Genomic DNA, 14,582 nt, shown 5'->3' on the forward strand with positions numbered 1-14,582 from the left:
CTACAAATCAAGACACGATGAAAAAAAAAATAGCATTATTCGGTCCTCATGATAGATTTAATTATGGAGATCTTCTCTTTGCCATAATGCTTGAACATGGGCTGAATAAAATAAGTCCAAATAGATTCGATTTTAAAAAATACTCGCTGGTGGAAGCCGACTTTTCGGCAAAAGGAGGTTTCAAAACCTTCTCATATAGACATTTGAAAAAGGATATAAACAATAATGAAATAAATACCGTGATAGTTGCCGGAGGAGAATGCCTTAGCGCAAACTGGAACGGATTATATTCTTTCATTAGTCCTTTATATTTCAAAATTTTCCGTCACCCTAGAGTGCCTGCGTTTTTCAAAAAGAACACATGGGTGAAAAAATTATTAGGTGGCACTTCTGATAATCCTTTTTTGGTCAACAAAGCCGATTTTCATAAAGATATAAAAGTTATCTACAACTCGGTTGGTGGCGGCAATAATCTGGCAAAAAGTAAATTGGGCATTTTGGAAAAAGGAGACTATTTATCTTTCAGGGAGAAAAGATCATCACAATACATCTTAGACAATATACAAAGAGATGATATTTTTTTGGTTCCGGATTGTGCAATTATCATGGATGAGGTCTACCCCAAAAAAGACTTTCTGACCAGTAGTAAGATCCGGTCTGATATAAAAGAAATCTTTAAAGAGAAATATATATTTTTCCAAATATCAAGGTATAAAAATGACAACAAACTAGAAGAGATTGCCCAGCAACTCAAAACATTGTCAGAAAACTACAATGCGAAAATCTTACTCTGCCCGATAGGAACTGCAAAAGGACATGAAGACCACATCCCTTTGGAAGTGATCCACCACAAACTGAAAGGTCACTCTATTTTGATAGAAAATATATCTGTTGAGATAATAATGGGATTAATAGCGTATTCTCAACTATATATAGGAAATAGTTTACATGGAATAATAACCGCAATGAGTTACCGCCTACCTTACATAGCACTGAATAAAAAGCAGTTAAAAATAGTTCATTATCTGGACTGCTGGGGAGCTGATAATCTACAAGAAGTGCAAGACATAGACGGCTTTTTAGAAAAAGCACATTTCTGCATGCGGAAAGAAAATCTCTCCCAAAAAATAGATGAGAAGACTTCCCTGCAAAAAAATCTATATTATGACTCTCTAAAAAGAATATCAAATACTATTTTAGAAAATGACAGAACATAAGCTTGCTATCATTATTCCTTTCTACAAAATAGATTTTTTTGAAGATACCCTTAAAAGTCTTGCTGACCAAACGAACCAAAACTTCAGTGTTTATATCGGGAGCGATGCAAGCCCCGACAATCCCGAAGCGCTCATAGAGAAATATAACATCCAAAATAATTTCTATTATAAAAGATTTGATGAAAACCTTGGAGGAAAAGGAAAACTATCAGAACAATGGGAACGCTGCATCGGTCTTTCCAAAGACGAAGAATGGCTGATGGTCCTTGCAGATGACGATTATTTAAGTACAAATTTCGTAGAAGCTTTCTATAAAAACTTAGGAACAGCAAAAAGAGAGGGAATAACTTTGCTTCGCTTCAAGATGCGCCGTGTTTCAGAAAAAAATGAGCTATTGGTCGATCTGGAACAACCTTTTTTACACCCTGCAAGAGACTATGTTTGGGAAGACGAGATCAAGGAAAGATTTATTTCTATTTCTGAAAATGTATTTGCCCGAACAATCTACAAAGAGAAAAAATTTAGAAAGTATCCACTTGCCTGGCGCGTTCCGATGATGATGTACATGGATTTTACCAACAATGGAAATGTCCTTGGCATCAATGAGGCATATGTCTGCATCAGAAAAAGTTCTCAGCAATTGACCTGGAGACAAGATGTAAATCAATATAAAACAGATGCAATGGAGCTATTCTATTTCGATATAATCAAGGAATATGGGTATGCCTTTAAAAATCACCAAAATCTGAAGTTCCTGAAGGTCTATACCTTTTACAAAACGAATAAAACAGAAACCCAGCAACCTCTATTCCAACTATATAGGAAATATGGCGGACTAAAAGAGATGCTGAAATTCTCATTAAAAAAACTAATCCCAAAAGTATGACCTTTTCCATTTTAATTGCCCACTACAAAAATTACGATTACTTTTTAGATTGCTACAAAAGTATAGTAGAACAAACTTACCAAAATTTTGAGGTAATCCTTGTGGATGACCATTCTACCGATGACTCTTTTGAAAAGATAAGAGAACTAACGAAAGATGATTCCCGATTTCGGTTATTCCGCAATCATGAAAACATGGGAGTAGGATTCACAAAAAAAAGATGTATCGACCTGGCAGAAGGGGAAATCTGTGGTTTTGTAGACCCGGATGATACTTTGTCAAACAACGCCCTGGAGATCAGTATAAAAAACCATGGAGAAGATAATGTTGCTACATATTCTCAATTCTATATTTGTGATAACGAACTGAAGCCTCTCAGATTATTTCAACATTCAAGGTCTATAAAGAATGGTGATAAAAAATTTTTCAACATTTTTCTGGAAGCCAATCACTTTTTCACTTTCAAGAGGTCTGCTTACAAAAACACTTTGGGTATAGACCAGAAGCTCTCATCTGCTGTCGATCAGGACCTTTATCTTAAGCTTTATGAAGTGGGGAATTTTAAGTTCATAAAAGAGCCTCTATATTATTATCGCTTGCATGAGAAAGGTGTCTCTCAGGAATCATCCAAAAAGGAAAAGCTCGGACAAAATTGGCATGAAGTCATTTTGAATTCTATAAAAAGAAGAAAAATCAATAAACTCTATGGAAAAAAAATAGAAGAAATAGAAAATCTTCCTATATTCTTGAAATCGAAACAAAATAATCTATTGACAAAAATTTTAAGAAAATTTCTATAGAATCATATAAATAAAAGAGCTGAGAATCACCTTCACAGCTCTTTTTTTAATCCTTTATAATAATTCCGGCATATTTGCCATCAAATTCTATAATGTAGGGATTGAAGTTATTCTTTTCACAAAAATCTTTGAAAGCGGCATTATCGCCAATATCATCACTCATGAATATCCCGCCTTTCCTTAATTTGTTCCATAACAGATCATAGGCCCAGATCCTGCCATCATAGGTTTTATCACTGTCGTAATGTACTACGTCAAAGGAATCTGTTTTGTTGAATATTTTTGGAAGAGATTCTTTATCAGCGAAACGATAAAGGTCCCAATTATTTCTATATTTTGCAGGGATTACGCATCCTACAAAATCTTCACTCTGATTCTGCAAAATGTAAGGCATATCAGAGCTATAAAGAGTTCCATTTCTATGAACAAGAGATGCCAAGGCTGCGAAAGATGACCAGCCATATGCTACTCCGGTTTCGATCGATCTTTGTGCGGAGACATACTCATTAATATAATAGATAACATTCAAAGACCCGGCTCCTCCCATTTTAACAGGTGCCTTTGCCTGGGCTTGCAAAGCGGAGGCAAATTCTTGGGGAAATATTTTTTCAAAGGGAATAAAACTGGTATTAAGGACTTTTTCTATGAAATCTTTCTCTGATATCGCTAAGGATCCACACCATTTTTCAGCTTCTTCTTTGCCTCGTAATCCGGAGGAACGATTAAAAATATTCTTCCATATTTTCCTTCTTAATTCAGGATAAAGGTCAGGCCTCTTCAAATAGGCAAAAAATGTAGAGACAATCTCAGATATTTTATTCATACAGTCATGTTTTTGTGCTGCTAAAATACGAAAGAATTACATAAACAATACCTATATTTGTGGCTGAAATACTTTTTTATTAAAAAAACACAAATGCATCAAAAGATAAAATTGCTTTTTCGTCACAGGTCAATGGAAATGGGAGGAGTAGAGAGGGTTCTGCTCGATCTATTGGAAAATCTTCCGAGAGACATTTTCGACATCACATTGTTACTCAGCATTTACCAAGGCGAGCTAAGGACAGAAGTACCTAGTGATGTTGAGCTTATATCTATTCAAAAAGGAAGAGAGGATATGAGCAGCAATTCGATGGTAAGAAAATTCCAGCTAATTAAAAGAGGACTTATTCTTTGGTATTATCGAAGGTTTCCAAAAGCTTTGTACAAAAAATATCTGAAAAAAGATTTTGATATAGAAGTCGCTCCTGGTTATACGGATTTTGATTCTGTTCTGGACAGCCCCGCTAGTTCTAGAAAAATTGGGTGGTTCCATACAGATGTCAGCTATGACCCGAATCAGAAAAGAGTCTTACACAGAATCAATAGTTTGAAGAGATTTGATTGGACGATATTTGGATCCCGACAAACGAGAGAAGTCATAAAAGATCTATACAATATAGAATATCCTAAAAGCTCTATCATTTATAATGCTATCAAGATAAAAGAAGTTCAGGTAAAATCAGGAGAATTCCCTGTTGATTATAATGTTCGTCCCGTATTCTCGTCTATGGGGAGATTGCATAGCCGTAAAAATTACCATACGCTGATGAAGATCCACAAAAAACTTTTGGACGAAGGATATCCGCATTCTATCGCCGTAATTGGTGGTGGTGGGGAAATGTCCAATCTCAAGAAGCAGGCAAAAGAGTTGGATGTAGAAAAAACTTTTTTGTTACTTGACACTCAGATAAATCCCTATCCATATATAAAAAATTCAGATTACTTCGTATTACCATCCGAGTCAGAATCCTACCCTCTCACTATAGGCGAGGTAATGGGATTAGAGATTCCTATCATCAGTACCAATGTAGGCGGAATTCCAGAAATGATAGACCACAAAATAGATGGTTACCTTGTAGCCCCTGATGAGGACTCTATTTATGAAGGGATGAAATTGTTCCTTAAAAATCATGAGTTCGCAGAAAGCATTAAAGAAAATACAAAAAAGGCGATAGAAAAATTTGACAATCAAAAAATTTATGATGCAGTTACAGAAGTTTTTGTCAATCAGTATCAGCTAAAATAATGAATAAGCCAACCGTCACCATACTTACCCCATCCTATAATCGGGCACATACTCTGCCGCGCGTGTTCGACTCGCTACAAAAGCAAACCTTCAAGGATTTTGAATGGATTGTGATAGATGATGGCTCTACAGATAACACAAAAGAGGTTGTTTCAAACTTTCAAAAGATGTCGGATTTCAACGTACGTTATTATCACCAGGAAAATCAACATAAGTTTTTGACCTTTTTCAGAGGAATAGATCTTGCGGAAGGTGAATATTTCTCTCCTTTGGATTCTGATGATGCTTTACCAGAAGATTCAATAGAAATACTTGTGAATACATGGAAAAACATTTCCGAAAAGCAAAACATCGTTTTCGTATCAAGTCTCTGTGAAGATCAGTTTGGAAATTTGGTTGGGGACAAATTCCCGAAAGAGCCACTGGTCTGCAGCATTTTTGATATGCGATACGTTTATAAGGTGAAGGGTGATAAATGGGGAATGGGCAAAACTCAAACCTACAAGAAAATGAAACTGAATTTTGATGATCTTGCAGGCAAAGGCTTCATTCCGGAAGGCGTTTTCCAGTATCAGTTTGATAAACTTGGTCTCCATTATTGCATCAATAAAGTCTGCAGAATTTATTTTCGAGATAAAAATGATGAGCTTTCTCTTGCCAATCAGTTTTATGACGAGAAAAACGCCTTTGGTCTGGCAGAGAATTATAAGGCTTTCCTTAATACATATCATCAGAAATTTGCTCTCCATCCTAAAACCCTGTTGAGGAATCTTGGTGGTTATTTGAAGTTTTCAAAATTAGATGGCAGACCCTACAAAAAAACCGTTAACGAACTGGAATCCAAACCGTTAAGACTGATTTCTAAGATTATCTATCCTTTTTCAAAAATGTTATTCTGAGAATAATATCTATTTCCGCACAAAAATGGTTCTAGAGTTTCTTATCTTTGCAAAAATCTACTGAGAAAATTATATGATCAATGTTGCTGCAATAGAATACTATTTGCCAGAAAATATATTAACAAACGAAGATATTTCCAAAGAGTTTCCGGAATGGAGTGCTGAAAAAATCAAAGCAAAAATTGGAGTAGAATCCAGACATATTGCCAAGACATCTGAGACGGCCCTTGATTTGGCGTATGAAGCATCTCTGAAGCTTTTTGAAAATTATGATAAGGACAAAATAGACTTTATTCTATTTTGCACCCAAAGCCCTGATTATTTTTTACCAACAACGGCTTGCATCCTGCAGGATAAATTGGGCCTTTCAAAATCTATTGGAGCTTTGGATTTCAATCTCGGATGTTCTGGTTTTGTATATGGGCTAACACTTGCAAAAGGACTGATCGCTACAGGGATAGCGAAAAACATTTTGCTTGTTACGGCAGAGACATATACCAAATTTCTAGATAAAAATGATAAATCCAACAGAACTATTTTTGGAGATGGCGCAGCTGTAACGGTTGTAGAAAAAGATGAAAGTAAGCAGGATTTCCAGTTTTCTGTAGGGACGGACGGAAGCGGATTTAGTAATCTGATTGTAGAAAACGGAGGTGCTAGAAATAATCTGGATAAACCTAAACTTTTTATGAAAGGTCCAAAAATCTTCACTTTCGCTCTGGAAAATATCCCCGCAGTCATCAAGGAAACGCTGGATAAAAATCTCTTAAAAATGGAGGACATCGATCTATTTGTTTTTCATCAGGCAAGTTCTTATATGCTAAATTATCTGAGAGATCTGTGTAAAATACCGGAAGAAAAATTCTTTTTGGACATGAAAGATATCGGCAATACGGTTTCTGCCAGTATCCCGATCGCTCTTAAATTGGCAATACAAAAAAATATTATAAAAGAAAGTTTCAAAGTAATGGTAGTTGGTTTTGGAGTTGGTTATTCTTGGGCTGCCGGAGTTTTAGAATTTTAATTATCATCATTGAAAAAGAAAATACTCATCAGAATTGGCTCTCTTCGTCATGGTGGCGCAGAAAAAGTTCTGGTGACCCTTCTCAAAAACCTCCCAAAAGACAAATACGAAATTGATCTTCTGCTCAATCTGTATTCTGGCAAATATCTCCCGGAAGTTCCTGACTGGATAAATGTAATGTACCTCAACAAAGGCGAAATGATCACTACAAATCGTCCAAAAGATCTACCAAAAAAAATATACCGTGTTGTTTATCAGCAGCTTTTAAAGAAATATCCAAAAATCCTTTACCGAAGAAAACTCAGTAAAAAACAATATGATATTGAGTTTGCTGCGATTCACGGTTTTATGGATGAGATTCTCAACAGCCCCCTCAGGTCTTCAAAAAAACTGATGTGGATTCACAACGACCTGACTCAAGTGAGTGGTTATACGCCTGAAAAAATCCGCCGTTTTTTCAATTACGACAAAGTAATGGTGATTTCGGAAAAGATCCAGGAAACATTTTTATCCCTGGCAAAAAACGAAAGAGAAAAATCAAAAATCGTAAGGATCTACAATCCTCTTGATACTGAAGAAATTCTTACAAAATCAGAAAAACCTGTAATCAACTACGAGTTTGATAATACTTTCCCAACTTTCGTCTCTGTAGGGACCGTTTTTCCCCAAAAGGGGTTTGACAGGCTTCTGAAGATTCATAAAAGACTCTTGGACGAAGGTTTACAACATAACGTGTTGATCATAGGCGATGGTTATGATTTCGAGAATGTAAAAAAACTCAAAACCGAATTAGGTGTTGATGGAACAGCAACCATGCTTGGTTTTACGGACAACCCCTACCCTTACTTCAAAAAAGCAGATTTTTATATTCTCAGTTCCCGTTACGAAGGATTCCCAACAGTGCTCTTCGAAGCTATCACACTGAAAAAGAACATCATTGCTACCGATGTATCTGGCGTGAGAGAAATGTTGGAAAGTGGAAAACTTGGGACAATCATAGAAAATTCTGAAAGAGGCATCTATGAGGGGATGAAAATGGCATTAACAAATCCCGAGGTCTTCCAATCTTATCAAAACAATCTACGGAACTACGAAATGCCTTTCAACCTGAAAAATTCTGTTGATAAGATTATGGAAATCATTGATAATTTGTAATTTTACCCAATGGGTTATTCTATTATTCAAAAAGATTTTTACAGAGAAAGCGGAAAATATTTGTCCCGGTTTCAGATATTGAAAAAGTGCTTTAGTCCAAATCTGCATTATATCTATCTCTTCAGAAAAACTCAAAAACATTACCAAAAGCCGATCATAGGTATATTTTACAAACTTGTCCTCCGGCATTATCAGATCAAATATGGCTTTCAGATCTATCCGGAAACTCAGATCGGGGAAGGATTCTATCTTGGCCATTGGGGACAATTAGTGATCAATCCGAAAACAAAGATCGGGAAGAACTGTAATATTGCCCAAGGGGTGACCATTGCCCAGGCCAACCGTGGAAAAAACGAAGGTGTGCCTGTGATCGGAAACGAGGTCTGGATCGGACCGAATGCTGTGATCGTAGGAAATATCACAATTGGGAACAATGTGCTGATCGCACCCAACGCTTATGTCAACATGGACGTTCCGGATAATTCCGTGGTCATTGGAAATCCCGCTATAATTAGCCCAAAAGCGAATGCAACCGATAATTATATCAACAACAAGATCTAACATTTCAATCAGGCATTTTCTTTCAAATCAAATTTGATTTATAAATCTGATTTTCAAAGCACTCTATCATCAGAACACCTCAATACAACATCTCGATCTCTTTGTGAAAGAACTTTTGTAGCCCCTCATTCTCCAGGTCTATCCAGAGAAAGCCATTTTTGTCAGCATTCTTGATTATGCCATTTTGGCGCAGACCACTTTTTTGAAAAACCGAGATCTCTTCTCTTCTAAAAAGATTAGAATTATATTTGTTCAAAATAATTTCTTCCGACAAAGCTTCATCCAATTTCGAAATCATATTTTGATGAAACACCTCAACAAAAGTTGATAAATCAACATTAATGCCCGTCACAGAGAAGATCGAGCCCGCTTTCGGAAGATCTGTGAAGTCTGTCTGGAGAATATTAATGCCACTTCCGATGATATAAAACTCATCATCATTTATTTTCTTTTTTTCGATGAGGATCCCACAAACTTTTTTCCCATTGAGAATAATATCGTTGGGCCACTTGATCTTAGTGCTCGCTTTTGTCAGATTGTCAAGAAAATCCCGAACGACAACAGCGGTATAATAATTGAGAGAAGTATCGGAGATATTGATTTTAGATGTTTTAATAGCAAGTGAATAAGCTAGGTTTTCATTTGGCGTTACTTTCCAGATATTTCCATATTGTCCACGACCTTTGGTTTGATTAAAGGTAAAAACAGCAGTTGATTCGTCATCATATAAAAGGCTTGAAATTTCATCATTGGTGGAAAAACATTCTTTCAGATGTATAAGATGACTCATTTGTGAAAACTTTAAGAGATTATTAGGCCAGAAAACAAAAGATAAATAGATTAAAATCAATAAATTTGCAAATTAGACAATTTTTTGAATGGGTAAAATTACAGAAAAACAATTATTGGTCGACAAGATCGTAGAAGCAATTCAAGATACAAAAGGTGAAGACGTTTTGGTCTTCGATCTATCAAACATAGAAAATGCGGCGGCAGAAACATTTATCATCTGCAGTGGAAATTCTAACACACAGGTTTCTGCAATATCCGGCAACATAGAAAAAAAAGTTAGAAACGATTTACAGGAAAGACCTTGGCATGTAGAGGGAACAGAGAACTCTATGTGGGTTCTGGTAGATTATGTTTCTGTGGTAGTTCATATTTTCCAAAAAGAGATCCGTGAGTATTATGACATCGAGGAACTTTGGGGAGATGCCAAGATCACAAAAATAGAAAGCTAAAAAACATATTTTTTTGGCATTATCAATTAATTAAAAAACAAGAATGAATAACAAAGGATTCAACTGGTTCATACCCGTTTTGTTGGGACTTATTTTACTGATATTTCTTCCAGGTCTGTTGGGAGATTCTATGGTAAAAAACATTGATGAAAAAGAATTTTATACGCTTGTAGAAAAAGGTAAAGTGGGTGAAGTAATGGTCTACAGAGACAACTTCAAAGCTGATGTCTATCTTACAAAAGCCGCAAAGGCAGAGCTGAAGAAGGATGATAAGAAAAGCGACCCTCTTTCTGTGATCAACATCAAGCCGAGTCCGGATTTTGTACTGACTTACGGAGACCTTAGATATTTCCAGGAAAGATTTGAGAATATTAATTCCAAACTTCCTACACAGGCAAGAATGGAATTTGGCAAAAGTCAAAGCGGTTTCTCGGAGCTGCTATTTACACTGGCACTTTGGGGAGGTCTTTTCGCTTTGCTTTATTTCTTCATTTTCAGAAAGATGGGCGGAGGTGCTGGCGGTCCTGGCGGACAGATTTTCAGTATTGGAAAATCCAGAGCAAAATTATTTGACGATAAAGATAAGGTCCAGGTTACGTTCAAAGATGTAGCAGGATTGGAAGGCGCAAAAGAAGAAGTTCAGGAAGTTGTAGATTTCTTGAAGAATTCAGAAAAATATACGAAGCTTGGGGGGAAAATTCCGAAAGGTGTTCTTCTGGTAGGACCTCCGGGAACAGGTAAAACGTTACTTGCAAAAGCTGTTGCAGGAGAGGCAAAAGTTCCTTTCTTTTCACTTTCGGGTTCGGATTTTGTGGAAATGTTCGTTGGAGTTGGTGCATCCAGGGTAAGAGATCTTTTTGCTCAGGCCAAAGCAAAATCTCCTGCTATCATTTTCATCGATGAGATTGATGCGATTGGTAGAGCAAGAGGAAAAGGTGGTTTCCAAGGAGGAAATGACGAGCGTGAAAATACGCTTAACCAGTTGCTTACAGAAATGGATGGTTTCGGGACAGATACCAATGTTATCGTAATGGCCGCTACAAACAGAGCTGACATTCTTGATAAAGCCTTGATGAGAGCGGGACGTTTTGACCGTTCGATCTATGTGGACCTTCCGGAGCTTCATGAGAGACAACAGATCTTTGATGTCCATTTGAAGAAGATCAAATTAGACAATTCTATTGATAGAGAATTCCTGGCAAAACAAACTCCCGGGTTCAGCGGAGCAGATATTGCGAATGTTTGTAACGAAGCTGCGCTAATTGCTGCCAGAAACTCCCACGAGTCCGTGAACAAGCAGGATTTCCTGGATGCCGTTGACAGAATCATCGGAGGTCTTGAAAAGAAAAACAAGGCCATCAAACCTTCAGAAAAAAGAAGGGTTGCCTTTCACGAAGCTGGCCACGCGACTATTTCCTGGTTGGTGGAACACGCCGCTCCACTTTTGAAAGTAACTATTGTCCCTAGAGGGCGTTCCCTTGGTGCAGCCTGGTATCTTCCGGAAGAAAGACAGTTGACAACAACAGAACAAATGCTGGACGAGATCTGTGCCACATTAGGAGGTAGGGCTGCAGAACAGGTAACTTTTGGCAACATATCTACCGGAGCTTTATCTGATCTGGAAAGAGTGACAAAACAAGCTCAGGCAATGGTCACGATCTACGGATTGAATGATAAAGTGGGTAATATCTCTTATTATGACAGCTCTGGACAATCTGAATATAGTTTTGGAAAACCTTATTCCGAACAAACGGCAAAACTGATCGACGAAGAGATTTCCAAATTGGTAGAAACTCAATATCAGAGAGCAGTAACAATCCTTACAGAAAACAGGGATAAGCTGGATGCCCTTTCCCAGAAATTGTTGGAAAAAGAGGTGATTTTCCGTGAAGATCTGGAAGAGATCTTTGGAAAAAGAGCCTGGGACCCGGAATTGACTGAAAAACCCGTATCAAGTATTGACAATCCCGCAGATGCAGGAAACGTCTTAAATACAGAAGGTTAAGATCCTTTAGAATCATTTACAAATAGAAAAATCCTAATCAAATTAGGATTTTTTTTATAAAACAAAGTTTTGGTTTTTAGAGTATTATAATAATTCTTTACATTTGTAATAATTAATAAAAAATTGCAGAAAAAATTGAGTCTGTTCAAAAAACTCGTTAACAAGATAATGAATCAGCCTGAAGAAGAGGAGCCGGATGTGACAAAACTGGCTGATCAGCTTCGTGATGCCGATTTGGACTATAAATTTGCGCAACTTTTTACGCATTCCGGAGGATTCTTTAATTATTGTGCGGACGAGTCAGAAGCTTTACAAACCCTGAATCAAATCATTAAAATAGAACAGATCAGCAATGTATTCTGTTGGGATCAGGACTTGAAGAATTTTTTGGATGTCACCAAAACACCATATTCCCCAGAATTGACAGAGGATAATGATGCCGCGTTCATCACTTGTGAATACCTGATCGCTTTTGATGGCAGGATCATGCTCTCCCACAATAACATTTTACATTATCACTCCTCCAGATTGCCAAGCAAGATCATCATCATGGCAAACGTATCTCAGATCACACATAATTTGAACGAGGCAATGATGAAGGTGAAACGTGCAGGAAATCTTAAGAATCTAACTTCTATCAGCGGAAGCCAATCCAAGTTGGATACTCCTAATAAGGACAATACCAAACTTTTCTTACTTTTGCTGGAAGATTAAACTTCAGTTTTGGATAAAAATTTAATTCAACGTACCATTTCGGGGCTTGTTTATGTCCTTGTCATAGCGATCTGTACGACTCCGTTGGGAGAACATATTTTCAGCAGTTTCTTGCCGGAAGTCAAACAACAATATCTGTTTTACGGATTGATCACATTCTTCCTCGTTGTAGGTCTTTATGAATGCATCAGGATCATGAAATTTGATAATGGCATCTACAAGTGGCTGGTTTTTCCTGTTGCAGCCATTATCTATTATCGATTCAGTAAGCGTTTTTTTTATCACGGATTTTTCTTCGATGTCAATTTTAGTGAGATATTGTCTTTTGCTTTGATTCCCATTGCAGTCATCACACTTTTCAAATATTCCCGGGAGCTTTATTTCGAAAATGGGAAACTGATCTTTACTGTTATTTATTTAGCATTGCCTTTCGGATTTGCCTTAGGCTTGCCAAAATTCAGTACACTTGACCCAGATAAACCATTTACATTAGAAGTATTTATGCTTTTTGTTTTGATCTGGAGCAGCGATACTTTCGCATACCTTACGGGTAAATTCTTCGGGAAACATAAGATGGCCCCAAAGATCTCTCCTAAAAAAACATGGGAAGGTTTTGCCGGAGGTGTTCTTCTGACACTGATCTTGGGCTTCTTTGTGGAGAAATATTTTCCTGAGCTGAGGGGAAACTGGATGATCGTCGGTTTGCTGATTTCCATTTTTGCACCTTTGGGCGATTTGGTAGAAAGTCAGTTAAAGCGTAGTTTTGCAGTGAAGGACAGCGGGAATATCATTCCTGGTCACGGAGGCGTTTTGGATAGGCTTGACAGCTTTATCATTTGTGCGCCAGTTATCTACCTCTATTTTATTTTAGAAAAACTATTTTAGAAACTACTTATGAAACTACATAAAGAATCGAAAGGAACGCTGATTGTCGCAATTCTATTCATTGCATTCATTGGTACCATATCTATTTATTATTTGCAATTGTGGTCATTGGTCATTCTGATTCCATTGCTGATCATGCTGGGATTGATCTTCTGGTTCTTCCGGGTTCCGACAAGAGCCATTCTGGACCATACAGAAAATGTGATCGCACCTGTTGACGGGAAAGTGGTAATGATAAAAGAAGTCTTCGAAGATGAGGTTTTGAAGGCGAATTGTATTCAGGTTTCTATTTTTATGTCTCCTTTGAACGTTCATATCTGCCGTTATCCGGTAAGCGGAGAGGTAATCTATAAAAAATACCATCCGGGGAAATATCTGGTTGCCTGGCATGAGAAATCTTCTACCGAAAACGAAAGGACTACGGTCGCGGTGAACAGCCTGACAAACCATCAAGTCGTTTTCCGCCAGATCGCCGGTTATGTTGCGAGAAGAATTGTTTTCTATTGTAATGTTCAAGATACAGCGAAAGCGGGACACGAATTTGGGTTCATCAAGTTCGGATCAAGAATGGACGTTTTCTTGCCGCTTGATACGGAAATCCTTTGCAAAATCGGAGATAAGACAAAAGGCGGCTTGGATGTCATTGCCAGACTTAGAGATTAAAAATTCAAATTTTATAAATTATAAAGAGACTTATTATTAAGTCTCTTTTTTATGAACTATAGTCTGATCTTATAACCTCATTTATCCAATCATGATCATTCAATTTTATGGATTTGCTTATAAACGCCAAGCTGAGTTTTCAGTGAGAGAATTTCCTCCTCTTTCCCTTTCAATTGTTCTTGCAATGCTTTCCCTTTTCCGTTTCAAAACCGACATCCAGTTTTTGCCCAAGATACATCAGGAAATTAAAATTGATCGCTCTGCTAAGTCGCCACAATATTTTGGTCTGGAGGGATGATTGTTTGAAGTATTGGTTCAGCGTTGTGGGGATGATGCCCAGTTCATCAGCCACATCCTTTTTCTTTAGGTTTTGCTGTTTGATCTCCCAATGCACCAGATTCCCTATATGCAAAGGGTCTGTATCATCTTTCTGTAAAAATTTCTTTTTTATTTTTTCCATTTCT

16 protein-coding genes are annotated in these 14,582 nt (G+C 37.2%); 13 read left to right on the top strand and 3 right to left on the bottom strand.

Annotated elements, in window-relative coordinates; genetic code table 11:
* Nucleotides 1–17: 17 nt before the first annotated feature.
* Genes K319_RS0105605 through K319_RS19865 form a run of 3 tightly spaced genes read left to right on the top strand, consistent with a single transcriptional unit; the run spans nt 18 to nt 2,903 of the window.
* Nucleotides 18–1,217 (top strand): polysaccharide pyruvyl transferase family protein, encoded by a 1,200-nt coding sequence (locus tag K319_RS0105605; RefSeq protein WP_027382754.1) that lies wholly within the window; start codon nt 18–20, stop codon nt 1,215–1,217.
* Nucleotides 1,204–2,103, top strand: coding sequence for a glycosyltransferase family A protein (locus K319_RS19860; protein ID WP_051230473.1), 900 nt, complete (start codon nt 1,204–1,206; stop codon nt 2,101–2,103). Before K319_RS0105605 ends, K319_RS19860 begins: the two co-directional genes overlap by 14 nt.
* Nucleotides 2,100–2,903, top strand: a complete 804-nt coding sequence (locus K319_RS19865; protein ID WP_051230475.1) for a glycosyltransferase family 2 protein — start codon at nt 2,100–2,102, stop codon at nt 2,901–2,903. The genes K319_RS19860 and K319_RS19865 overlap by 4 nt, the downstream gene beginning before the upstream one ends.
* Nucleotides 2,904–2,949: 46 nt before the next feature.
* Here the strand turns inward: K319_RS19865 and K319_RS0105620 are convergent, their stop codons facing one another.
* Nucleotides 2,950–3,726: a class I SAM-dependent methyltransferase gene (locus K319_RS0105620; protein WP_027382755.1), complete on the bottom strand. Its 777-nt coding sequence runs from the start codon at nt 3,724–3,726 to the stop codon at nt 2,950–2,952.
* A 93-nt stretch (nt 3,727–3,819) separates the two neighbouring features.
* On the opposite strand from K319_RS0105620, the gene K319_RS0105625 reads away from it, so the two are divergent.
* From K319_RS0105625 to K319_RS0105645, 5 genes are all read left to right on the top strand, one after another.
* Nucleotides 3,820–4,971, top strand: a complete 1,152-nt coding sequence (locus K319_RS0105625; protein WP_034671496.1) for a glycosyltransferase — start codon at nt 3,820–3,822, stop codon at nt 4,969–4,971.
* Nucleotides 4,971–5,870, top strand: a complete 900-nt coding sequence (locus tag K319_RS0105630) for a glycosyltransferase family A protein (protein ID WP_027382757.1) — start codon at nt 4,971–4,973, stop codon at nt 5,868–5,870. Before K319_RS0105625 ends, K319_RS0105630 begins: the two co-directional genes overlap by 1 nt.
* A 73-nt stretch (nt 5,871–5,943) precedes the next feature.
* Nucleotides 5,944–6,894 (top strand): 3-oxoacyl-ACP synthase III family protein, encoded by a 951-nt coding sequence (locus K319_RS0105635; RefSeq protein WP_027382758.1) that lies wholly within the window; start codon nt 5,944–5,946, stop codon nt 6,892–6,894.
* A 9-nt stretch (nt 6,895–6,903) separates the two neighbouring features.
* Nucleotides 6,904–8,049 carry a glycosyltransferase gene (locus tag K319_RS0105640; RefSeq protein ID WP_027382759.1) on the top strand — a complete coding sequence of 382 codons (1,146 nt, stop codon included), beginning with the start codon at nt 6,904–6,906 and terminating at the stop codon, nt 8,047–8,049.
* A 9-nt stretch (nt 8,050–8,058) separates the two neighbouring features.
* Nucleotides 8,059–8,610: a serine O-acetyltransferase gene (locus tag K319_RS0105645; RefSeq protein WP_027382760.1), complete on the top strand. Its 552-nt coding sequence runs from the start codon at nt 8,059–8,061 to the stop codon at nt 8,608–8,610.
* A 79-nt stretch (nt 8,611–8,689) separates the two neighbouring features.
* Here K319_RS0105645 and K319_RS0105650 read toward each other — a convergent pair whose 3' ends face one another.
* Complete coding sequence (locus K319_RS0105650; RefSeq protein WP_027382761.1) at nt 8,690–9,400, bottom strand: biotin--[acetyl-CoA-carboxylase] ligase; 711 nt, start codon at nt 9,398–9,400, stop codon at nt 8,690–8,692.
* Between the two features lie 88 nt (nt 9,401–9,488).
* Between K319_RS0105650 and rsfS the strand changes: the two genes are divergently transcribed.
* The 5 genes from rsfS (at nt 9,489) to K319_RS0105675 (ending at nt 14,118) form a co-directional block, all read left to right on the top strand.
* Nucleotides 9,489–9,851, top strand: coding sequence for a ribosome silencing factor (gene rsfS / locus K319_RS0105655; RefSeq protein ID WP_027382762.1), 363 nt, complete (start codon nt 9,489–9,491; stop codon nt 9,849–9,851).
* Nucleotides 9,852–9,894: 43 nt separating this feature from the next.
* Nucleotides 9,895–11,856 (top strand): ATP-dependent zinc metalloprotease FtsH, encoded by a 1,962-nt coding sequence (gene ftsH / locus K319_RS19870; protein ID WP_034671499.1) that lies wholly within the window; start codon nt 9,895–9,897, stop codon nt 11,854–11,856.
* A 135-nt stretch (nt 11,857–11,991) separates the two neighbouring features.
* The gene (locus tag K319_RS0105665) at nt 11,992–12,570 is read left to right on the top strand and encodes an LUD domain-containing protein (protein ID WP_027382763.1); all 579 of its coding nucleotides are present in this window, start codon (nt 11,992–11,994) and stop codon (nt 12,568–12,570) included.
* Nucleotides 12,571–12,579: 9 nt separating this feature from the next.
* The gene (locus K319_RS0105670; RefSeq protein WP_027382764.1) at nt 12,580–13,455 is read left to right on the top strand and encodes a phosphatidate cytidylyltransferase; all 876 of its coding nucleotides are present in this window, start codon (nt 12,580–12,582) and stop codon (nt 13,453–13,455) included.
* A 9-nt stretch (nt 13,456–13,464) separates the two neighbouring features.
* A complete protein-coding gene (locus K319_RS0105675; RefSeq protein WP_027382765.1) occupies nt 13,465–14,118 on the top strand; it encodes a phosphatidylserine decarboxylase family protein in 654 nt (217 codons plus the stop codon).
* A 169-nt stretch (nt 14,119–14,287) separates the two neighbouring features.
* Here K319_RS0105675 and K319_RS0105685 read toward each other — a convergent pair whose 3' ends face one another.
* On the bottom strand, nt 14,288–14,578 hold the full coding sequence (locus tag K319_RS0105685; protein ID WP_027382766.1) for a helix-turn-helix domain-containing protein: 291 nt from the start codon (nt 14,576–14,578) through the stop codon (nt 14,288–14,290).
* Nucleotides 14,579–14,582: the final 4 nt, after the last annotated feature.

It is taken from the genome of Epilithonimonas caeni DSM 17710, assembly GCF_000426465.1.
Taxonomy (GTDB): Bacteria; Bacteroidota; Bacteroidia; order Flavobacteriales; family Weeksellaceae; genus Epilithonimonas; species Epilithonimonas caeni.